This window comes from Psychrobacter sp. H29 (assembly GCF_059073055.1).
This window is the reverse complement of record NZ_JCACRY010000001.1, coordinates 32,152-55,262: the sequence shown is the minus strand read 5'-3', so window position 1 is coordinate 55,262 and position 23,111 is coordinate 32,152. Positions and strand designations below refer to the sequence as shown.

General features: G+C 45.8%; 21 protein-coding genes. 11 read left to right on the top strand and 10 right to left on the bottom strand.

Annotated features, from left to right (window positions below; genetic code table 11):
• Positions 1–46: 46 nt before the first annotated feature.
• From AC5JP1_RS00245 to AC5JP1_RS00235, 3 genes are all read right to left on the bottom strand, one after another.
• Positions 47–784: an amino acid ABC transporter permease gene (locus AC5JP1_RS00245; RefSeq protein WP_319051306.1), complete on the bottom strand. Its 738-nt coding sequence runs from the start codon at positions 782–784 to the stop codon at positions 47–49.
• Positions 784–1,620: an amino acid ABC transporter substrate-binding protein gene (locus AC5JP1_RS00240; RefSeq protein WP_319051307.1), complete on the bottom strand. Its 837-nt coding sequence runs from the start codon at positions 1,618–1,620 to the stop codon at positions 784–786. The genes AC5JP1_RS00245 and AC5JP1_RS00240 overlap by 1 nt, the downstream gene beginning before the upstream one ends.
• 287 nt (positions 1,621–1,907) lie before the next feature.
• Positions 1,908–2,693, bottom strand: a complete 786-nt coding sequence (locus AC5JP1_RS00235) for a UTRA domain-containing protein (RefSeq protein ID WP_493842673.1) — start codon at positions 2,691–2,693, stop codon at positions 1,908–1,910.
• A gap of 305 nt (positions 2,694–2,998) precedes the next feature.
• Here AC5JP1_RS00235 and hutU point away from each other — a divergent pair, with 305 nt between their 5' ends.
• The 11 genes from hutU (at position 2,999) to AC5JP1_RS00180 (ending at position 14,883) form a co-directional block, all read left to right on the top strand.
• Positions 2,999–4,720 (top strand): urocanate hydratase, encoded by a 1,722-nt coding sequence (gene hutU, locus AC5JP1_RS00230; RefSeq protein WP_493842672.1) that lies wholly within the window; start codon positions 2,999–3,001, stop codon positions 4,718–4,720.
• Positions 4,721–4,790: 70 nt separating this feature from the next.
• Positions 4,791–6,155 carry a YjiH family protein gene (locus tag AC5JP1_RS00225; protein ID WP_493842671.1) on the top strand — a complete coding sequence of 455 codons (1,365 nt, stop codon included), beginning with the start codon at positions 4,791–4,793 and terminating at the stop codon, positions 6,153–6,155.
• 225 nt (positions 6,156–6,380) lie between these two features.
• On the top strand, positions 6,381–7,943 hold the full coding sequence (hutH, locus tag AC5JP1_RS00220) for a histidine ammonia-lyase (RefSeq protein ID WP_493842670.1): 1,563 nt from the start codon (positions 6,381–6,383) through the stop codon (positions 7,941–7,943).
• Positions 7,944–7,970: 27 nt separating this feature from the next.
• Positions 7,971–9,011, top strand: coding sequence for a formimidoylglutamase (gene hutG / locus AC5JP1_RS00215; protein ID WP_493842669.1), 1,041 nt, complete (start codon positions 7,971–7,973; stop codon positions 9,009–9,011).
• A 57-nt stretch (positions 9,012–9,068) separates the two neighbouring features.
• On the top strand, positions 9,069–10,382 hold the full coding sequence (gene hutI, locus AC5JP1_RS00210) for an imidazolonepropionase (protein WP_493842668.1): 1,314 nt from the start codon (positions 9,069–9,071) through the stop codon (positions 10,380–10,382).
• A 244-nt stretch (positions 10,383–10,626) separates the two neighbouring features.
• Positions 10,627–10,989 (top strand): roadblock/LC7 domain-containing protein, encoded by a 363-nt coding sequence (locus tag AC5JP1_RS00205; RefSeq protein WP_201559454.1) that lies wholly within the window; start codon positions 10,627–10,629, stop codon positions 10,987–10,989.
• Positions 10,990–11,178: 189 nt separating this feature from the next.
• Complete coding sequence (locus tag AC5JP1_RS00200; RefSeq protein WP_493842667.1) at positions 11,179–11,673, top strand: PAS domain-containing protein; 495 nt, start codon at positions 11,179–11,181, stop codon at positions 11,671–11,673.
• A gap of 3 nt (positions 11,674–11,676) precedes the next feature.
• On the top strand, positions 11,677–12,426 hold the full coding sequence (locus tag AC5JP1_RS00195; protein WP_493842666.1) for a PhnD/SsuA/transferrin family substrate-binding protein: 750 nt from the start codon (positions 11,677–11,679) through the stop codon (positions 12,424–12,426).
• Positions 12,427–12,525: 99 nt separating this feature from the next.
• Positions 12,526–13,155 carry a hypothetical protein gene (locus AC5JP1_RS00190; RefSeq protein WP_493842665.1) on the top strand — a complete coding sequence of 210 codons (630 nt, stop codon included), beginning with the start codon at positions 12,526–12,528 and terminating at the stop codon, positions 13,153–13,155.
• A 62-nt stretch (positions 13,156–13,217) separates the two neighbouring features.
• A complete protein-coding gene (locus AC5JP1_RS00185) occupies positions 13,218–13,832 on the top strand; it encodes a hypothetical protein (RefSeq protein WP_093070549.1) in 615 nt (204 codons plus the stop codon).
• A 373-nt stretch (positions 13,833–14,205) separates the two neighbouring features.
• Positions 14,206–14,883, top strand: coding sequence for a class I SAM-dependent methyltransferase (locus AC5JP1_RS00180; RefSeq protein ID WP_493842664.1), 678 nt, complete (start codon positions 14,206–14,208; stop codon positions 14,881–14,883).
• 18 nt (positions 14,884–14,901) lie between these two features.
• Here AC5JP1_RS00180 and AC5JP1_RS00175 read toward each other — a convergent pair whose 3' ends face one another.
• The 7 genes from AC5JP1_RS00175 to nfsB all read right to left on the bottom strand — a co-directional run bounded on the left by AC5JP1_RS00175 (position 14,902) and on the right by nfsB (position 22,858).
• Positions 14,902–15,462 (bottom strand): GNAT family N-acetyltransferase, encoded by a 561-nt coding sequence (locus AC5JP1_RS00175; RefSeq protein WP_493844403.1) that lies wholly within the window; start codon positions 15,460–15,462, stop codon positions 14,902–14,904.
• Positions 15,463–15,487: 25 nt separating this feature from the next.
• Positions 15,488–16,213 carry a nucleotidyltransferase family protein gene (locus AC5JP1_RS00170; protein WP_493842663.1) on the bottom strand — a complete coding sequence of 242 codons (726 nt, stop codon included), beginning with the start codon at positions 16,211–16,213 and terminating at the stop codon, positions 15,488–15,490.
• Positions 16,210–17,526: an XdhC family protein gene (locus tag AC5JP1_RS00165; protein ID WP_493842662.1), complete on the bottom strand. Its 1,317-nt coding sequence runs from the start codon at positions 17,524–17,526 to the stop codon at positions 16,210–16,212. Before AC5JP1_RS00165 ends, AC5JP1_RS00170 begins: the two co-directional genes overlap by 4 nt.
• A gap of 109 nt (positions 17,527–17,635) precedes the next feature.
• Positions 17,636–20,059, bottom strand: a complete 2,424-nt coding sequence (locus AC5JP1_RS00160) for a molybdopterin cofactor-binding domain-containing protein (protein WP_493842661.1) — start codon at positions 20,057–20,059, stop codon at positions 17,636–17,638.
• 2 nt (positions 20,060–20,061) lie between these two features.
• On the bottom strand, positions 20,062–21,054 hold the full coding sequence (locus AC5JP1_RS00155; RefSeq protein WP_493842660.1) for an FAD binding domain-containing protein: 993 nt from the start codon (positions 21,052–21,054) through the stop codon (positions 20,062–20,064).
• Positions 21,051–21,722 carry a 2Fe-2S iron-sulfur cluster-binding protein gene (locus AC5JP1_RS00150; protein ID WP_493842659.1) on the bottom strand — a complete coding sequence of 224 codons (672 nt, stop codon included), beginning with the start codon at positions 21,720–21,722 and terminating at the stop codon, positions 21,051–21,053. Before AC5JP1_RS00150 ends, AC5JP1_RS00155 begins: the two co-directional genes overlap by 4 nt.
• 479 nt (positions 21,723–22,201) lie before the next feature.
• On the bottom strand, positions 22,202–22,858 hold the full coding sequence (gene nfsB / locus AC5JP1_RS00145) for an oxygen-insensitive NAD(P)H nitroreductase (protein ID WP_493842658.1): 657 nt from the start codon (positions 22,856–22,858) through the stop codon (positions 22,202–22,204).
• Between the last annotated feature and the right edge of the window lie 253 nt (positions 22,859–23,111).

Sequence of the window (23,111 nt, the reverse complement as noted above, 5' to 3'; positions counted from 1 at the left end):
ATATTTGCGAGTATCTATTGAGCCATGATTTGTTTTGCCGCATGACTTATTTTGCCACGTAGCGATCAAGGCGGGTTTCAAGCTTACCTTGGATAAAGGTCAAGAACAGACAGATACCCCAATAAATAACCGCCGCTTCTGTGTACACCAGCATAAACTCGTAGTTACGAGCGGTAATGATTTGCGCTTGTTTAAACAGCTCAGTGACCAACACCAGTGACGCAAGCGAGGTATCTTTTACCAAACTGATAAAGGTATTAGACAATGGTGGCACCGACACGCGTAGTGCCTGCGGTAAGATCACATGACGAAACGTTTGCAAGTACGTCAAGCCAACGGTAGAACCTGCTTCCCACTGTCCCTTTGGAATCGATAAAATCGAAGCTCGTACTGTCTCTGAGGCGTATGCGCCAATATTTAGAGAGAACGCAATAATCGCTGAGGGAAACGGATCGAGCTTGACGCCGACACTAGGCAAACCATAAAAGATAATAAATAGCTGCACCAGCATCGGCGTACCGCGAATCGCAGACACATAGATACGTGCCAAGCGATAGACGATCTCATGAAACCAACCAGCACGCGGTACAATCCGAATCAAAGCGACCGTCAGAGCAATCGCCATACCAATCGCAAACGAGATTAACGCCAGTGGTATCGAATAATAAATACCACCTTTGAGCATTGGCCAAAATGACGAGATGACAATCTGCGCCCGATCAGGACTCATAAATGGCAATAATGCCAACAGTTCAGCGAGCACAGCGGTGATAGACGCTAACATTATTTTTGTTGACTTACATCAGCACCAAAGAACTCTTCGCTAAGCTTGGTGAGGGTGCCATCAGCGGCAAGCGCTGCCATTGCTTCATCCAATTTTGCCACGACTTCGTCATCGCCTTTGATGAGTACTAGACCTGAGCCTGTTTGCTCACTAGCAGGTGCGGTCAGTTTGATCTCGAGATCAGAGTCTGGGAATTTTTTGAGATAATCGAGTACGGCAAGATTGTCGTTCATCGTAAAATCAGCACGGTCTTGCTTGACCAATTGGATCGCTTGCGCCATACCGTCTACAGGGACAATTTCTGCGCCATATTTTTCTGCCAGCTCGCCATAGTTACTGCTGAGTGATTGGGCGGTACGTAGGCCTTTTAGATTATCCCAAGAGCTGTAACGATTGTCATCCGTTGGTGCTAGTGCAACCGCACCTGACCAGCTATAAGCCATAGATTTGTCATATTTAGCCAAACGTTCAGGAGTCGTTAAGCTCACTTGGTTAGCAACCATATCGAAGCGTTTTGAGTCCAAACCTGCCAGCATGGCATCCCACTGGGTCTCTTTGAACTCGACTTCTACGCCTAGCTTATCGGCAACGGCACGCGTCACTTCGACGTCATAGCCTGTCAGCTTGCCACTCTCATCATGATAGGTGAACGGAGGATACGTACCCTCTGTACCGACGTTGATGGTACCGCCGTTATTGATACGTTGCAGCAAATCAGAACCGCCTGTCGCTGCACTGTCAGTTGCGGTAGTATCGGCTTCATTGGTAGATGACTGACCACAAGCGGCAAGGAATATAGTACTAGCGGCAAGGGCTAAAAGAGTACGACGTTTCATAAGACGTCCTTATAAGAATGAATAGAGTGAATATCAACAAATAGGAAAAAGCCGATACACAAGGACAGTACAATAGCTGCTCTATAATATTCGGCTTTGGCTGCTCGATTTGAGGTTACTCAGCATATTTTTCAATGCTGTTTGGATATTATTTTTCAAAAGTATGGATGTACAATTGCGGCTACATAAGAAGCCATGACGGCTCAATAAATAACAACTTATGGATATAGTAGCTCATTTTGGATAGCACAAACGTACAAAATCAGTGAGTATACGTAAGACAGTCACTATAACCTACCTGAGAACTGGTAACGATCGCCAGCATGCCACATTTTGACAAAGGTCACTACTTGACCTGCTGAGTAAGTTTGCCTGCGTAGTACTAGAGTTGGGGATTGCGGGGTAATCTGCAGAGCGTCTGCCACCTCGTTTGGCGCTGCAAGTGCGCGGATGGTATAGCTGCCACTCTCTAGCGGTATTTTTTCAACCAGATAATCACTAGTATTGACGACCGTAAAGTCCTGCTCGATAAACTCTGGTGCCCTCTTAGCATCAACCCAGCGCTCTTCAAACTGTATAGGCTGACCATCTGCGAAATGGATGATCTTTACCTCATAAAGAATAGGCGCATCGCCCAAGCTGTCTATACCAAGGTTACTACCCGTTTCATTTGCATCAGCGCTTGGACTAACAGGCGCTGCTACTTCATCAATACCGAATTTGCGACGTAATTTATCACCAATCATAGCAGCAGTCATCGCACGCTTGCTCACGACTTTGGCTTCATAGTCACGATTGGCTGATTTGAGGTCCTCTGCGATATTACGCACTTCTACAAAGGTATGGTTAAACTGCTGCTGCGCGACAAACGTACCTGAGCCTTGACGGCGTTCCAATACCCGCTCCTCGCTCAGCTCTTTGAGCGCGCGATTGACCGTCATCCGTGATACGCCAAACTCTTCAGCCAATGCCATTTCAGTAGAAATCGCCTTACCTGCCTGCCATTTACCAGAATGAATATTGTCTAATATGGCATTTTTTATACGTTGATATGCTGGAGTTGTCTTCGTCATGTTCGTCTTTAACCGTCAATTCTGCTCACAATAATGACAGCATAATATCATGAGACCACTGTGCAAACCTCAGCCAAAATGCCTGAGCAGTAAGCAATTTGCTAAATCAATAACAAAAATAATGAGTGGGCAAATAAAAAATCCTTGCATGAAAAAATAATCTTTGATAATTTGTATATACAAATATATAGCAGCACTTAAAATATTGATTGAACTACTCGATATTTCGATGAATTTATAGGCTGCTTGTCAAACACTGACTATGACTACTCTATTGCCCTATTTGTTATTACAAGGATATGACCATGACTACCGATAATGGAACCAACAATAAGCTAACTCGCCGTGATGAGTCTCGTGATATCGCTGCGCCTACTGGTGGCACACTACATTGCAAAAGCTGGCTGACCGAAGCGCCTTATCGCATGCTGCAAAACAACCTACATCCTGATGTCGCTGAAAACCCAAAAAGTCTGGTCGTCTACGGTGGTATCGGACGCGCTGCCCGTAATTGGGAAAGCTATGATCAAATCTTAGAGTCACTAAAAGAATTAGAAGATGATGAGACGTTGTTGGTGCAATCTGGTAAGCCTGTAGGTGTTTTTCAGACGCATGAAAATGCACCACGCGTGTTGATTGCAAACTCTAACCTTGTGCCGCGCTGGGCGACATGGGAGCACTTCAATGAGCTCGATCGCAAAGACTTATTTATGTACGGTCAGATGACGGCAGGTAGCTGGATTTATATCGGTACGCAAGGCATCGTACAAGGCACATATGAGACTTTTGTGGAAGCCGGTCGTCAGCATTATGACGGTAGCTGGGCAGGTCGTTGGATTTTGACCGCCGGTCTTGGCGGTATGGGCGGCGCACAGCCACTAGCCGCGACTTTTGCAGGTGCAACATCACTGAATATCGAGTGTCAGCAGTCTAGTATCGATTTCCGCTTGCGTACGGGTTATGTCGATAAGCAAGCAGATAACCTCGACCATGCTTACGAGTTAATCAAACAACATACCGATGCTGGCGAAGCTGTTTCTATCGCCTTACTTGGCAATGCCGCAGATATCTTACCTGAGATGGTCAAACGTGCCAAAGCAGGTGGCGCTGGTGGCATGAAGCCTGACTTAGTCACCGATCAAACCTCAGCACATGACTTAATCAATGGCTATCTGCCAAGCGGCTGGACAGTAGAAGAATGGAAAGCCGCGCAAGAAGATCCAGAGCAACATGCCGCACTGACCAAAGCCGCTGCCCAATCTTGTGCCGTACACGTACAAGCGATTTTGGATCTGCAAGCGATGGATATCCCAGCGACCGATTACGGTAATAATATCCGTCAGGTAGCGTTCGATGAAGGGGTCAAAGATGCCTTTAACTTCCCAGGTTTTGTGCCTGCGTATATTCGTCCACTATTTTGCCAAGGTAAAGGCCCTTTCCGCTGGGTAGCGTTATCAGGCGACCCAGAAGACATCTATAAAACCGATCAAAAAATCAAAGAGCTGTTCCCTGAAAACCAACATATCCATCGTTGGCTCGATATGGCAAAAGAGCGTATTCAGTTCCAAGGCTTACCTGCTCGTATCTGCTGGTTAGGGCTTGGTGAGCGTGACAAAGCAGGTTTGGCATTTAATGAAATGGTCAAAAACGGCGAGCTAAAAGGCCCAATCGTCATTGGTCGCGACCACTTAGACACGGGTTCTGTTGCCAGTCCAAACCGCGAAACCGAAAGCATGAAAGATGGCTCAGATGCGGTATCTGATTGGGCATTATTGAATGGCATGCTCAATGTTGCGGGCGGCGCAACGTGGGTATCACTGCATCATGGCGGCGGCGTTGGCATGGGCTACTCGCAGCACTCAGGCATGGTTATCGTTGCAGACGGTACGGACGCTGCAGCTAAACGCTTATCACGCGTGTTAGTCAATGACTGCGGCTCAGGGGTTATGCGTCATGCCGATGCAGGTTATGAGCTGGCGATTAAAACTGCAAAGGATTATGGTCTAAATCTGCCGATGATCAAATAGTTTGTTCCTTGTCCTTATACTCTGTAGCTGGGTATAAGGACATAATCGGCGTTTTATCAAGGAGGATAATATGATTGAGCAAAATACAGCATCTAATCTGCACGATAAAAATGCAACGACATCATCGAAAAAACTACTATCAACCCCTATTGCTTTAATACAGCTTATCGTATTTAGTGCTATCGGTTTGATCATGTTTTTTGTGCCATTTACCATTGGTGAGAAAAGTACGATTTTGTTCGATCATGGCGCGACCTATCTGGTCACTCAGCAGCATACTCTGTCTGTAGCGCTGTTATTTTTACTCATGCTATATGGCGTGAGTAAGCCATTCATCGATGGCTCGTGGCGTACAAATATCACTCACATGATTATGACTACTTTTAAAATCATTGGTCTGATGTTGGCAGTGATGTATGTGGCTGACCTTGCACCTGCCTTTATGATGGAAAAGGACATGCTCCCATTTTTGTTTGAAAAGTTGGCCTTACCAGTCGGTATGATTGTACCGCTTGGGGCGCTGATTTTGGCATTCTTGGTTGGCTTCGGCTTACTAGAAATGGTTGGTGTACTCATGCAGCCAATTATGAAACCTATTTGGAAAACACCAGGTTCATCAGCGATTGATGCCGTTGCTTCCTTTGTCGGTAGCTACTCTATTGGCTTGCTCATCACCAATCGCGTGTACTTGCAAAAGCAATACTCAGCGCGTGAAGCTATTATCATTGCGACTGGGTTTTCGACTGTATCAGCGGCGTTTATGGTGATTGTTGCCAAAACGCTTGGTCTAATGGAATTTTGGAACGTGTTCTTTTGGTCTACGCTAGTAATTACCTTTATTGTCACTGCGATTACAGCTCGTATTCCACCTATCAGTCTCTTTGATGATCATGTCGAACGTCCCGCTTTAGATCATAAAGGTGGTACACGGTTAGCAGCAGCATTTGATTTAGGCTTGTCTACTTCGCGCCGTGCCACTGACCTCAAACAAATCTTATGGTCTAACTTTCGCGACGGTCTAACGATGGCAGCCGCCATTGTGCCATCTATCATCGCGGTCGGCTTAACTGGATTGCTATTGGCAAAATATACGCCCGTATTTGATGCGTTGGGCTTGCTTCTTTATCCCTTTACATGGCTTGGCGGCTTACCAGAGCCGCTCGTCGCTGCCAAAGGTATGTCAGCCGGATTGGCTGAAATGTTCTTGCCAGCGTTGTTATTGAGTGAAGCAGATATTCTGACACGCTATGTCGCAGGGGTCATTTCCATTAGCAGTGTGCTGTTCTTTTCAGCCATGATTCCATGCGTGCTTGCCACCGAGATTCCTATCTCTGTCGGCAAAATGGTCGTCATTTGGTTCGAGCGCGTGGTACTCAGTATTTTATTGGCTGCAGCCTTTGGACAGCTAGCTATGCACCTCAATTGGATTGGTTAGAAAATTCAAACCCGATAATACGTATTGCGTTAACTAAAAATACTTAAAAACTCCATTTTTATAAAGATACGAGTTAAAAATAATATAGCCCATATAGTCGATTCAATTTAAGAGTAGTACAAGGCAACCGTGTGCAGATATATATGTGATACTTCAAGCAAGGTTAACGCTGTAATACTTTTGTAGTGGAATGACTATATGACTTACAACACTAGGATTACCCTTATGAGCAACATCAAACAATTGACCCTACATCCACGCCAGCTTAGCTTTGAGATGCTACGTGAAATCTATGATCAGCCCGTGGTATTGAGCTTGCCTGAGAGCGCTTATGAGGCGATTGATGCCTCGCACGAAGATGTGCGCACGATCATTGCCCGTGATAAAAGCGCTTATGGCATCAATACTGGTTTTGGCTTACTTGCCAAGACACGTATCAGTGATGACCAGCTTGAGCTGCTACAGCGTAACCTGATCATTTCTCATTCGGTAGGTACTGGTGACGCGCTACCAGACGGTGTGGTACGACTGATTATGGTGATGAAGGTTGCTAGCCTAGCACAAGGCGTTTCTGGTGTACGCCGCGAGGTGGTTGATAGCTTACTTGGTTTGATCAACAATCAAATCACGCCAAACATTCCCGCCAAAGGATCGGTTGGTGCATCTGGTGACTTAGCCCCACTATCACACATGACACTTGCAATGATGGGTGAAGGTCACGTCTATGTCGATGGCAAAAAAGTCCTTGCCGTTGATGCGCTAGCCCAGCATGGACTAAAGCCAATCACATTGGCCGCCAAAGAAGGCCTTGCTCTCATCAACGGTACGCAAGTATCAACCGCACTAGCATTACGTGGTTATTTCTTAGCACGGGATTTGCTTGAGACAGCGACTATCGTCGGCTCGCTATCGATTGATGCTGCCAAAGGCTCAGATTCACCATTTGATGCCCGTATTCATGAAGTACGTGGTCATCATGGTCAGATAGAGATCGCCAAAGCGCATCGTCAATTGATCAAAGGCAGTGCTATTCGTGCCTCGCACGATGGCGAACAAGATGATCGCGTACAAGACCCTTACTGCCTACGATGTCAGCCGCAGGTCATGGGTGCTTGCCTTGATATCATCAACCAAGCAGGAAAAACGCTACTCATCGAATCCAATGCGGTGACAGACAATCCGCTTATCTTTAATAACGAAGATGGCCCGGTCGCCATATCAGGTGGTAACTTCCATGCCGAGCCAGTCGCTTTTGCAGCGGATATTTTAGCCTTGGCAATCGCTGAGATTGGCTCGATGTCTGAGCGCCGTGTGGCCTTACTAATTGATGCAACGCTGTCAGGTGGCTTACCGCCATTCTTGGTCGATAACGCTGGGGTCAACTCGGGCTTTATGATTGCGCATGTGACCGCCGCAGCACTGGCATCGGAAAACAAATCTATCGCCCATCCAGGCAGCGTCGATAGTATCCCAACTTCTGCCAACCAAGAAGATCATGTATCCATGGCAACATATTGTGCACGCCGCCTATACGAGATGGCGCAAAACACGGCCACTATCATCGGTATTGAGCTATTGGCTGCTGGTCAAGGTATCGACTTCCATCGAGGACTCGAGACGTCAGAGCCGTTGACAGTGGCACATCAGAAACTACGTGAGCAAGTGACGTTCTATGATAAAGATCGCTACCTAGCCCCTGATATCGAAGCCGCCAAACAGCTAGTACTAGACGGTACACTTGCTGAGCATTGGCAAGAACTGCGTCGCGACTGGTACGAGTCTAAGTAACCGTTAATTGGTTAAAGGAGAGCAACGATGACAGTAGCAACCACACCCATTAACCATACACCTGCTGATATGACCCAGTGGACAGGCCGTGCTGAGCCGTTTGAGACTGCGCGCGCCCGCTACTGGTATCAGCTTGCCCAGCCTTATGAGGCTCAAAATGTCGGGCTGGTTGGTTTTGCATGTGACCAAGGCGTCAGACGCAATCAAGGGCGTGTGGGTGCAAGGGCCGCCCCGCCATTGATTCGTCAAGCTTTTGCCACGCTACCAGTCATTGCCGAGTTGCAACAACGCTTTGACGATCAACTACCATCCTTACTCGGTGATGCGGGTGATATTCACTGTCATGACAACGACGGCTTTGCCGAGAGCACTCTTGAGCAAGCTCAGATCAAATACGCCGATGCAGTCGGCACTATCATCAAACAAGGTGGCCTACCCATTGGTCTTGGCGGTGGTCATGCCATCGCTTACGGTAGCTTTTTGGGATTATGGCAAGCGTTAAAAGAAACAAATGACACGACTGTCAGCACATCCGCAGCACCGACAATCGGAATCATTAATTTTGACGCCCATCTTGATATTCGTCAGTCTGATGTGGCGACCTCTGGGACACCGTTTCGCCAAATTGCTGAGTATCTTGACGCACACGAGCAGCCCTTTCATTATTGCTGTATAGGCGTCAGTCGCTTTTCTAATACCGCCGCACTTTTTGATCGCGCCGAGCAACTGGGCGTACAGGTCATTAGCGATGAAGACTGTCATTATCAGCCTTGGGATACACTTGCCAAGCAGGTCAAAAGCTTCATAGATCAGGTCGATATCGTGTATCTCACCATCGATATGGATTGTTTGCCATCTAGTGTCGTTCCAGGTGTGAGCGCACCTGCCGCCTTTGGTATTGAGCTTGGTTTTGTTGAGCGTATAGTCAAGCTGATTATGTCATCAGGTAAGGTGAAAATGACCGATATTGCTGAGATCAACCCGACCTTTGATGTGGATAGTCGTAGCTGCAAAGTCGCTGCTCGACTGCTGGCAACGATTGTAGAACAGCACTTACTTGTCAGCTAGCTCTTACAAAAAAAGGTCTTAACAGGTTACTCGCCTCCCAATCATTAGGAGCATACTATGAATGAATCAGAAAATTTTAGCGAGCAGACGCTCGACAAATCTACTATGACCTCGTTTGATCAACTCATTATCAATGCCAACATTGCGACGTTCTCGGCACAACATGGTTTTGATATTTACGAAAAAGGAGAGACTGATAGCGTCCCATATGGTCAACTACATGACGCGGCTATCGGTATTAAAGACGGCAAAATTGCTTGGCTTGGGGCACAGGAACTAATCTCTACTCATCTGCATCATTATCAAGAGAACCAAATCACAGACGCCGATGGTAAATGGATAACGCCTGGGCTCATTGATTGTCATACGCACATTGTCTATGGCGGCAACCGCAGCAATGAGTTCGAAGCGCGTTTGCAAGGTGCCAGTTACCAAGACATCGCAGCACAAGGTGGCGGTATCGTCGCGACCGTGAGCGCCACCCGCGAGGCTAGTATTGAATCGCTATTTGCCCAAAGTGAAAAGCGTTTAATCGCCCTCATTAAAGAAGGCATCACCAGTATCGAGATCAAGTCGGGCTATGGTTTGGACTTAGACACTGAGCGCAAAATGCTTACCGTCGCTCGCCAGCTTGGCGAAAAATATGACATTCATGTGAGTACTACTTACCTTGGGGCACATGCGCTACCGCTAGAATACAAGGACCGTGCGGACGACTATATCGAGCAAGTCTGCGAGTGGTTACCGATTCTGCATGCAGAAGGCTTAGTGGATGCGGTCGATGGCTTCTGTGAAAACATTGCGTTTAGTAGCGATCAAATCAGACGCGTTTTTGAGGTCGCGCGCTCATTAGAGCTGCCCGTCAAACTACACTCTGAGCAGTTATCTGATATCGGCGGTAGCGCATTGGTTGCTGAATATAAAGGGCTATCTAGCGACCATTTAGAACACTTATCAGAAACTGACATAGCAAAGATGGCCGCTAGCAACACGGTTGCGGTGATATTACCCGGAGCGTTTTATACGTTACGTGACACCAAGCTGCCACCAATTGAGGCACTGCGTAAGCACCACGTACCCATGGCGATTTCGACCGATTGCAACCCCGGAACCTCACCCTTAACGTCGCTGTTATTGACGATGAATATGGGCTGTACGCTATTTTACCTCACCCCTGAAGAAGTATTGGCAGGATCAACAATTTATGCAGCGCAGGCTCTAGGATTATCTAATAAAGGAAAAGTAGAGGTTGGTTGTGACGCTGATTTGGCGTTATGGGATATCGCCCGTCCTGCTGATTTGGCATACCAAATGGGGCTCAACCTTATCCAGGGTATTATGGTTAAAGGAAAATGGCGCGAGACCATATAGTCAAGCTACCTTTATTTATCTCAATTAAAAAGCCCCAGTCATTCAATGATTAGGGCTTTTTTTTGGCAAAAATATTAAAAATTTTATGAGATCAAAGAAAAAAAATTCATAACCTTAGTTTAAATAGGGATTTACTATATCAATATTTTTAGTAAGGATTTATAATACCCTTTTTTAAACAGGGTTATTTTTGGCTAACTATAGTTCATAAATAAAAATTAACACACAGTATAGAGAAAGCGATATGCGTACAGATTCATTTCAACAGATATTGGAAGACTTAAACAGCTCATCAGCAGATGTTGAAGCATCCGCCCTAATCTCTAACGATGGTCTGATGATTGCTTCAGCTCTACCTACAGGCGTTGACGAAGACCGTGTTGGGGCGATGTCAGCGGCACTACTATCACTGGGTGACCGTGCAGGCCGCGAATTGGCACGCGGCAGTATCGATCGCATCATGATTCAAGGAGAAAGAGGCTATGTGATCATGACTTCATCAGGTGATGAAGCAGTGCTCACAATCATGGCAAAACCCAATGCCAAGCTTGGCTTGATATTCTTAGATATTAAGCGCGCCTCAGAAGCCCTTGCAAAACTCATTTGATTGGTAAATTTAGCTTTTAACAAGCACCTTATCTATTTGCTTTTTAATTATTATAAACATAGTCGGTTCAATATGATTTGGATACAAGCAAGCTGGGCGAAAGCCCTATAACTAGTAGACTAAGCAAGGCTGACACCGTATCCAATTTATAGAGCATTGACGACATAACGACTAACGAAGGAGATGACCATGGGTTCTCCAATCCCTGATGCACACAAGCCTGACCTGCCTGCTGAGCAAATCACCCTAACCTATTATGATGGCACGTCACGGACTGTCTATGATACAGGAATAGAACGTCCCTATCCCGATGGCAAACTGATTGTCTCGCGTACCGATTTAGACGGTATCCTCACTCACGTCAACGATGCCTTTGTCGAGATTAGTGGGTATAGCGTTGATGAGCTCATCGGTCAACCGCAATCTATCTTGCGCCACCCTGATATGCCAAAAGCCGCCTATAAAGACCTATGGGATACCGCTGAATCTGGACAAAAATGGCATGGCTATGTCAAAAACTTATGCAAAGACGGTAGTCACTATTGGGTATATGCCACTGTCGTACCCAATGTTCGCCGCGGCGAAACCGTTGGCTATACCTCAGTACGCCGCAAGCCATCACGCAGCAAAATCGAAGCGGCGATGTTGCAGTACGCCCAAATGAAACAAGATGAGGAAGGCTAAATCATGACGACACACAATATGTTAATCGCCCCTGATTTCTCGCCTGAGCGCTTTGCAGGCTGGCACATGTTCAACACCTTGATTCAAAAACGTGCCAACCTAAACATGCACCTAAACATCCCAGCATCACATGCTGAGCAAGAAGCATTGATTGAGGCAGGTGATATTCAAATTATCTACGCCAATCCTTTTGATGCAGCCGCCCTGATACGTGAACAAGGCTACCGCGCCATTGCGCGACCTATCGGTAAGTCTGATGAAATGGTCATTGCAGCAGCAGCCAATAGCAATATCAACTGCTTAGAAGATATCCATGCGGGTGCAACTGTCGCCATGGCAGACAACCGCGACGTCAAGCTGATTGGTTTACGTTTACTAGAAGCTGTCGATATAGAAGAATCTGATCTCAACTGGGATGTGACTGAGACCTATCAAGCCGCCGCTCGAAAAGTGATCAAAGGCGATGCCCAAGCTGCCTTTTTCTTAGCGGAGATCTTCCACAGCTTTTCACGCTTGACCAAGACTCAGCTATCGGTACTGATTGAGAGTGATTTGGCGGATATTAGCCATGTCCTGCTTATCAAAGATGACTTCCCAGATGCACAACCCTTTATAGATGCCGTTCTTGATCTGCATAGCGATGACGATGGTAAAGAAGCCTTGACTGAGCTTGGTATGCCTCAGGGGTTTGAGGCAATGAGTGAAGAAGATGCTGAGTTTATGATTGATTTGATGCAAACGCTATTGGACTGATCGCTTATTCGCTTTATTGATATCGCACTTCGTTTTACGGAATTAGGCTGTGGCTTGTTGCGCTTATTGCCATCACGGCTATGATACAAGGATACTATGATGTCTGATGTAGACCTGATTAAAGAAAATGAGAAAGTGGCGCACCGAGTATTTCGACTTTACTCGCGCAAGGTATTTTTGGCACCCAATAACCGTCACTTTCATGAGCAGCGCATCAACGCCGCCTTACTGATGACTGAAAAAGAACCGTTACAAGGCGCTGTAGCGGACTTTTTCTATGGGTGTTGGTTTGATATTCCGTACGATGTCAACAATCTCTTTACGCGTATCAAGGATCGCTTGTATCCGGATGCCCAGCAAGGGTTTCGCGATTGTATTGATAAAAAGAGCTACATTCAGCGCAATAGTATGCTTGCTACTCGCTGGAGTGTACTGGTGTCGCCGTCGCTCAATGAGCAGAAACAGCGACTGCGTATCAGTAACGATGATGCCAAAGAAATCGCTAAAGACATCACAAGCGAGTTGATGCAAGCACGTGCTAATCAAGACTGGAACACCATTGAGCAAATTGAGAATGAGTTTTTTGCCTATTGCACGGCACGCAACGATCGTCTGGCATTTTCCTTAGTATGGTTTAGCTTGGGCAAAAGTGATTGGCAGTTTGATAAGCGCTGGGACAATTGCCAACAGCATCTTGATCAAACCATTAGACCTTCTACTACAAGATAGATTGTCATTCGTTTATCACCTTAAATATTTTTTGTCACCCTTTCATCACTACGGTAGCCGCTATGTCCTCTTACTTGAATGCTGATAAAACCTATCTAACCCTCACGCCCGCTGGTATTTTTGAGGCATTTTCACAGAATGAGCCGACTGACGAGCAGTTAGCACTACAAGATTTATTGTCTTACGGACAGACATTACTCGCTGCTGATTGGTTACAGCGTTATTCTGATATCTGGCTACAGAGCTTTATCGAGCAAGGCTGGATTGAAAAACTGTCCTTGCTTTTACCTGCACCCAACTTACCTTTAGATCAGTTTTTGCCTTATGTGGTGGCAAGCTTGTCTGGCAAACGCCGTGCAGCGATCGGCTCTGATGAAGGGTTTTGTCTGGCACGGATTGGCTACAGTCAAGAAGAAGCGGACATGCTCAGTGTCGCAGCTGCTGACTTTTCAGGTTTTATGCTTCGCCAAAAACAGCGCGGCTGGGCAGTAGAAAGCCAAGCGATTTCGTTTTTTCAGCAAGTTGATTTGCTCATTCCTGAAACCAGCTTTGTATTTTTATGGATTGACGGCGCGGGCTATGTGCTTATTATCGATGGTGAACCTTTAACCAACAGTCGCGCCTTTGTAGAGCTAGTATGGGCATTAAAAACTTCTGGGCTAAAGTTTCTAAATTGATTCAGCAGCACACGCCAGCTTTAATCCTCTCTTGTATGGGCTTGTCAAAATAAACGACAAGCCTATCATGCCAGCATAAAAGCCATTCAACATCTCTCATACGCTTCTTTTACCGTCCGCTTTCACCAGCCCTTTTATCCAGCAATAACAATACCTTCAGAATTAACAATAACTTGTCACCATTTAGGTCATACTCTTCCTGCACCTTTAAGAGGACTGTTTTGACAACATGTGTTTTTGTCAAATAATAACCTCTACCAAATCACAGTCAATACTATATCCAAGATGCACACCCACCTTTGTATGCCCTACCTCACCGAAAGCGGCAATCTTTGCCAACCTTTGCACTTTTGCTTATTTTTTAGGACAGTTTATGACTTCGCTGACCACCGTGCGCGTGCGCTATCAAACGATCGAAATTGGCAACACTGACATTCATGTTTGTACTTTGCGTGACAATCAACAATTTAGCGACCCTAATGATGAGGCGTTAAATTTGGGTATTTGCTCGGCGTCTTGGCCGATGTTTGGGGTAATCTGGCCGTCAAGCTTGGTATTAGCCAATCACATGCTTGATTACGATATCGCGGGCAAACGAATTTTGGAGGTGGGCTGCGGCATGGCGCTATCGAGTCTCCTGCTCAATCATCGCCATGCGGATATCACAGCGACTGACTACCATCCAACGGTTGAGTATTTCCTTGATAGAAATACCACGCTTAACAATAACAAAGAGATTAATTTTGAACGTTTAGACTGGGCAGAGGACAATAGCCACCTTGGCAAGTTTGATATGATTATCGGCAGCGACTTGCTCTATGAAGACCAGCATATCGATATACTGGCGGAATTTATCGAGCGCCATGCCCTACCGATCTGTGAGGTTATCGTGGTCGATCCTGGCCGTGGCCGCAAAAACAAACTGACCAACAAGATGATTGAGTATGGCTATAGTAGTCAACACATCAAACCTGAAAATACAACTTATCTAGAGTTGCCGTTTAAGGGGCATATTTTGACGTTTTCAAGAGCAGCCGTATCAGATGAATAGTCAGATAAATAGAATGCGTTATGCTCTAAGGACTTGCCATTGCTGCCGCGTAATTTTGTACAGGACATGCTCAGCAAGTGGGTGCTTAGCATTAAGCATAGGATGATAAAAATCTTGCTGTGTATTACTCATACCTAGGCGTCGCATAAGTTTTTGCGAACGCTTATTGATAGCGGCAGTAAAGGCAACGACGTCGCTAAGTTCTAATACCTCAAAAGCATAGCGCAAAGCAGCATGCGCTGCCTCTGTCGCATACCCTTGTCCCCAATACTCACTATGCAAGCGCCAAGCAATCTCGACAGTAGGAGCAAATGGCATATCAGCATGTACCTCATTTAACCCAACCATACCGATAAAGTCATCACTTTTATCTGAGCTGTCTTTGCGACTCACCGCCCAAAACCCCCATCCATTATCCTCAATCAGCGTCTGGCATTTTTTAGCGATAATGTTACTCATAGAAGTGGTTAATAGTTTAGGAAAATATGCCATCACTTCAGGATCAGCATTCATCTCGGCAAACCGCGCAAGATCACTTGTTTGCCACTGTCTTAGGTACAGACGCTTTGTTTCTATCATGCTTGTCATGTCAGTCGCTTACTATTCATATTCGTTCAGAGTGCTGATCAAGCCAGCCTTTTTTTTGAGCAAACGCTAGCTGTGCTGGCGTATCGATATCATAACTGAGCTGCTTATTGATCACTGTATGTATTTGGCCTGGCGGTAATGCTCTGATTAAATGACGCAAGCCTTTATCACCTGTCAATTCAGTTTGCCATTGTCTGAGTAAACCTGTATCAATTACTAGCGGTAAGCCGATGATATTTTTTGGCTCTGTAGTGCTTAATTCATCTGAATACGTCCAGCTATGATAACTACTGGCTACCACAGACCGATCACCAGCCAACAATGCGGTTAAATGCGACTCATCTAATAAAACTTGATCAACGCCCATAATAAGCACGCGCTCGATTGAATCAGCATCAAGACTGGCAATTTCAAAACTAGCAATGGTCTCAATACCCAAATACAAACTGTCCGCCATGCCGGTGTCAGGTTTTGAATTTAGCACCGCTTGAACCGCTGGATATTGTATGGCCAGCTCTGTGACTGCATTGGCAATTGCAGGATGCTTATCAGGAATCACCACGACAATGAATTGCGGATTGGTGCTCGCCGCCAATCGGATCATATAATTAATCAACGGATCGCCATTCTTAACAAGTAGCTGTTTAGGTTGACCTAGACGCTGACTGAGGCCACTTGCCAATATGATGACCGCATGATTTTGCCCCTGTCTATCATTGTCTTCTAAAACGATACTATTCATACGGTACTCGGCACAATATCAGCATCCGTATTACCAACGCTTGCTACATTCAAGCCCTCACTGTGAGAGCCTTCTACTGATGCAGCTTGCCCATGCATGACTGCATTTATCTGCGCCATGATGCCAAGTGCGAGGGCTTCAGGGCCATCTCCGCCTAGCTTATAGCCAATCGGATAATGCAACTTACGGATACCAGCAGCCAAGACGTCAGGTTGTGTGAGAGTGGCGCTGATTTCATTGATCAAGCGTTCGGTACGATAACGCGGCCCCAACTGACCTAAATATCTATAATTTTGCGAATGTCTTAGCAGTATCGCCAAGCGAGCGCGGTCTTGGGACAGACTGTGAGACATCAGAGCAACCGCTGCATTCTCACTTAGCTTCAGCAGAGCATCGCTATCCTCTAGAGATAACGACATTACTGCATCTGCCTGAGGAAAACGCATACGAGTCGCATATTGGGTACGACTGTCTATGACCGTGACATGCCAGTCTTGTAGCTTTGCCATCGTCACCAGTGACATCACGTCATTGCCTGCGCCGCAAATTAATAAACGCACTTGTGGTTGCAAGCGTTGTACGAGCCACTCAGTAGTTACCTCATTCGTTTCTATGGTCACGTATTCGGTATTACTCTCAGACAGCTTGTACTCTACTAACTTTTCTACAATATCGGTAATTATATTCGAAGAATTTATTGTCTCATGTCTTGCTAAGTCTCTCGAATGGGGATATTCCTCTAAATTGATACGCATGCCTATTTTTAGCTCAGCACTTTTCTGTAAACTATCCGTTTGATACTGGGAATCCTTAGTACGAATCAAAGTAGCGACCGTAATCGGCTGCTGAGTTCGCCGAACCTGACGAACTGACTCTAAAAATGGTACAGCTGTTGCCAAACGCTCAAACAGTACATGTACACGTCCATTACAACCGAGTCCAAAGTTCAACTCATCAAAGTCTAGGCCATCCAAGTCATCTAAGTCGTCTGACTCAGCATCTGTATCGCTTGCTTCTTTGTTTATCACCACCTGCGCTTGACCGTTTTCTGTATATTCAACGTCATCGCCTGTCTGATAGACTTGCACAGTAGCGCCGTCACGCGTGAGCCAAAAGGCACGCTTGATAATATGTGGCTCCAAGCAGCCTCCACTAATCATCCCCACTGAGCGGCCATCTTCACAAATGAGCATCATCGCACCAGCACGGCGATATGCTGAGCCCTCAGTATGTACGACCGTTGCCAATACAGCCTCGACCCCTTGCTGCTGAGCGTTACCTGCCAGTTTAAGAATATCAGCGACTTGATTCATAACGTCTCTTATTTAATGATTATTTTTTGATAATGTTGAAACATACTACCGATTAATTTACAAAAACCCGCTCAGTAAGCGGGTTTTCGTCATATATAAACTTATAAAGTTACTCTGGCATCTCATAAAGCAGCTTGTCGAGCGTAATTGGGAAATCGTAGACACGAACACCGACAGCGTTGTAGACGGCATTGGCAATCGCGGCAGCCGCACCTGCGATAGCCGTCTCACCGATACCTTTGATATGCATTGGGTTGGTATACGGATCATCCTCTTCTACCAAGATAACTTCCAACTGCGGTACGTCTGCATTGACTGGCACATGGTACTCGGCGAGGTCGTGATTGCAGAGGCGACCGTCACGTTTATCATGGATAACTTCCTCCATTAGTGCTGAGCCGATACCGAACACCATGCCGCCGTAGCATTGTGAGGTTGCTGTTTTGTGGTTAAGAATACGACCAGCGGCAAATGCACCTGTCATACGCTTGACCCGAATCTCACCAGTCACCTTGTGAACAGCGACTTCAGCGAAGTTAGCACCAAACGACGACTGACGATACTTTTTGCCATTCTTGCCTGGCTTTATCTGACCTTTAGCACTGACTTTTTGCTCATCATAGCCAGCGACTACTTCTGCAAGCGCGTAAGCATCTGTATTATCAAAGTCATACTCTTGTGATGCCGACTCTCCTGATAATGAAAGCCCTGTGGTTTGCGATAGCTTATCAATAGTACTATCAGCAAATGATTGACCACCCTTCTTAGCCGCTTCTACTACCGTTAAATCATGCTCGCCTGTTTTCTTGATTTGACCATTGTCCAACTGAATGTTATCAGGATACAGACCAACTTTTTCTGCTAGCATTTCACGCAGCTGCTCGCAAGCTAGGTAGACACTACTACCAGAACTCGCAGCGCCCCAACTACCGCCTGAGCCTGATGCTGGTGGCAATGCACTGTCACCTAACTTCATTTCGACATGATCGATAGGCAGTCCTAGCAGGTCTGCAGCTACCTGAGAAAACACCGTATAAGACCCTGTACCAATGTCTGTCATATCTGTCTCGATAACAGCTTTGATACCGAGTGCTTTTGACTCATCTACCTGTAGGGTTGCACGTGCTTCAGATGCCTGTAATTGGTTGCCGCGGGCAGCAGCAGCCATGCCTGTACCTATCCACCAGTCACCTTCTAGCTGACTGGCAGGTTTTGCATTTCTTTTATCCCAACCGAACTGCTTAGCACCTTGCTCCATACACTCAATCAGCTTACGTGTCGAAAATGGAATGTCTTTGCTAGGATCTTTTTCAGGTTCATTGCGACGACGCAGCTCGATAGGATCAAGCGCTAACTGGGTAGCCAACTCATCCATTGCACACTCAACGGCAATCATACCAACCGCTTCCCCAGGCGCACGCATTGAGCCGGATAACACTTGGTTCATGTCTACCATTTCATAATTTACACGGCGGTTTTTGCCACTATATAGATAGTGTGTAGACAAGGCAGTTGGCTCAAAGAAAGCCTCATCTGGCAAATTACTAGAGATCGTATCGTGAATCAATGTATCGATCACACCGTCATTGTTCGCACCGATTGCGATACGCTGACGCGTGTTTGAGCGTCGGATTGTCGCCTCCATCACTTGTGGACGCGTCATAGTGATCAGCACAGGGCGACCAAGATCTTTTGCAGCAATCGCCGCCGCAATAGATTCAGGAGCAATACCAAGCTTACTACCGAACCCACCACCGACATAGTGTGCGATCAGTTGTACCTGATCTTTGTTCAAATCTAGAGCATCCATGACCTGCTGTTTGCAAGACGCGAGCATTTGATTGGCGGTATACAGGACTAGCTTATCGTCTTCCCAATGAGCCAATGTTGCATGGGGCTCCATCGCCGAGCTGTTTTGACTTGGTGTATGATAAAAGCGATCAACAGTCACTGCCGCATCAGCTAAGCCTTGTTCTGGATCTCCTTGAACATAGTTTTTGTCAGAACCTTTCTGCTCATCGACCGCGTGTGCATTAGAGAGCTCTTGGGTAAAGTTTAATGCTGCCTCATCAGTCTCGTCTGTATAAGTAACCTTGAGCGCCTTCGCGCCTTCTCTCGCTGCTTCAAAAGTCTCAGCAATGACTACCGCGATGGGCTGACCATGATAAAAAATCTCAGTCGCTCCCTGCGTCGGTGCTTTTTTTAATCCACCTTGTTGAGAGTTACGTAAAAAATGCTCAGGATCGGTCACAACCTTAATAATATTAGGAATGCCTTTGAGCGAATCGTTATCAATGCTCTCAACTCGCCCTTTGGCAATTGTCGCACCTACCAAGACACCATACGCTTTGTTGTTTAGATGTATCTCAGCACTATAATGCGCTTGCCCGCTGACTTTTAATGAGCCATCGACACGATTGATCGGCTTGCCGACTAGCTTACTTGCCGTTGAGCTAAATAGCGTTTCAACAGGCTCATCCATGGTCAGTTTTTTGGTCGGTTCTGACTGCGTGATTGATTGTAATAGTGCCATGATTATGCTCCCTCGCCCGCTAGTGCGCGCTGAATGACTTGTTTTAGTAGGCGACGCGTCAATGGTATCTTAAAGTCGTTCTGACCATTACCTTTGGCATCACTCAATAGCAGATCGGCTGCCTGTGTGATGACGTCATTGTTGCCATCGGTATCTGTCAATAATGCCTCTACCGCTTCATTGCGCCATGGCTTAGTACCAATACCACCAAATGCCAAACGTACTGTGTTCAGCTTACCACTGTCATCAACATCTACCACTGCAGCACAAGAGACCAGTGCAAAAGCATAAGAGGCTCGGTCACGTACTTTGTCATAAGTATGTATACCCTTAATAGGAGCTGGCAATACAACATGCGTAATCAGCTCACCTGCCTCCAATACATTTTCGATATGTGGCGTGTCTTTTGGCAAGCAATAAAAGTCTTTGACATCGATAGTGCGAGTCGAGCCATCTGCTTTAACCGTCTCTATCGTCGCATCTAGTAAGCGCATTGCCACTGCCATATCGGATGGATGCTGAGCAATACATGAATCACTGGTACCTAAGACAGCTAGGGTACGGTTCTCCCCATTGATAGCAGGACACCCTGTGCCCGGTTCACGCTTGTTGCAAGCGCTGTCTGTTTGATAGAAATAGTAGCAGCGAGTGCGCTGCAAGAAATTGCCGCCTGTAGTCGCCTTGTTACGTAGCTGACCGGTCGCCCCTGCCAAAATTGCTCGCGACAATACTGGATAATTGGCAATCACGTCAGGGTGGGCGGCTAGATCACTATTGGTGACTAGCGTGCCAATACGTAAACCACCATTATCAGTAGTCTCAACCTGCTCTAATTCTAAACGGGTGATATCGACCAGTTTGATTGGGCTCTCGATCTCTAGTTTCATAAGATCTAATAAGTTGGTACCACCAGCGATAAAAGAAGCATCTTTGGTACTTGCAGATATTGCGGCTTGCTCTGGTGCATCAGCACGGCTGTATTCAAAACGTTTCATGAGCGGCCTCCTGTCGTACCAGTTGCTGTCGTGTTGTTTGTATTCTTATTGGCTGCTGAAGCTTTACCAAGTTGCGTCTCGCTTGGTGGCGGTGACCAAATACCTGTCACGCTTGAATTTTGTGTGGAGGTGTTATTGGTCTGGGCAGTAGACTCTGACATCTCACTTTCAAGTACTTGTGAGATGGCTTTAATAATATTTGGGTAGGCAGAGCAACGACAGATGTTACCGCTCATACGCTCAGCGATTTCTTGTACCAGTAGACCATCAGGATGTTGTAAGTCTGTGCTCACATGGCTTGGCCAATTTTGTTTTACTTCTTCTATCAATGCAGTGGCCGAACAAATCTGCCCTGGTGTGCAATATCCGCACTGAAAGGCATCGTTATCTTTAAAGGCTTGCTGCAATGCCGAGAGCGAATCTGGCATGCCGATACCTTCAATCGTCGTGATATCATCACCATCATGCATGATGGCAAGTGTGAGACAAGAATTGACCCGGCGACCATTGATAAGCATGGTACAAGCGCCACATTGACCGTGGTCACAGCCTTTTTTGGGTCCAGTAATTTGTAGGTGTTGACGACAGACGTCGAGCAGTGTCGTACGGGCGTCAAGATTCTCGAGCTGATAATCCTGCTTATTGATTGTTAACGTCAAGGTAGACATGCTGGCTTCTCGCTGGCAGATGAATATAATGGGTGAAAAAAGTGCCTTATAGCTACAGTGACAATAAGTTTAGCTACAGCGGCAATAAATCCATTATGACGTACCAAAAAACTTGTTTTGTTTTTACTTTGTAGTTATTGCAGTGTAGTTTTTAAACCGTGGCAATTTCTGAAAGCAAGCATTACCAATAGCTGCAGGGTAATTGATAATCATTTGCATCAAATATTTTAATTACCCACTGATGCCTAACATTACTCGGTTGTTGTCTATAAGCACTCAAACCTAGGCTCTGTTATCTGAATAATATATTTTGTGATGCGAGCAATACGTTCTTAGAAAAACAGCATACTAAATAAATTTCGATAAGAAAGAGCCCCATAAACGAGAGTTTATGGGGCTCTTAAAAACTAATTTGAAATAATTGTTGCTAAGATTAGCGGCGAACAAAGCATGCTATACTAAGCTTTGGGAATAATATATTAAGCCTTGGTGATAACTGTCTCTTCGTCAAAGCGAGATTTGGGCAATTCAGCATTAAAATCATCTTCGCTACGGTAGCCAAGTGAAATAACGGCAACGGCTGTATAGCCTTTACTACGTAACTCAAACTCTTCATCAAGTGCTTTTAAGTCTGCGCCTTCCATCGGCACAGCATCGATACCCAAAGTAGCAGCGCCCAGTAGCAGTGCACCCATATTGAGATAGAGCTGTTCAATCAACCAATGCGGCTCATCCTTTTGCTCATAACGGCGAATATCCAAGAACATTTTGCGCGTTTGATGCATTTGCTCTCTGAATTTTGGTTCTGCAAAGCGACCATCACTATCTTCTTTATCTAATATTTCCTGTAAAAACTCATCATCAGTATAGACACGGCTACAGAATACGATGACGTGCGAAGCATCTTTTACTTTGGCATCATTAAACTCATACATACCTTCAGTGCCTTTGGCGACTCGAGCTTTGCCAGCTTCATCATCAGCAATCACAAAATGCCAAGGCTGAATATTAGTGCTTGACGGACTGAGTCGCAAAATGTCCTTTAAACTTTGAAAGTCTTCTGCTGATATTTTTTTATCGGTATCAAATTCTTTGGTGCTGTAACGCCATCTCATTGCTTCAGTGATACTTTTCATATATGACTCCTATAATTAAAATTTTATTTGTGGTTAGAGCTCTATTATTGATTAGGTATCCGATATTAACGTGGTTTATTTGTTAGCCTACGTTATCAGTTGTCATTGCTCATATATAAGATCATCTCAGACAACCACCTTTTTTATGACCGTGATAAATGGGTTAATTTTTCATATGCTTTATTATTAATACTTTAAACCATCTTAGACACCAGTCAGAGTTTGCAAAAGACTCATTTGTCTCATTGGTGAC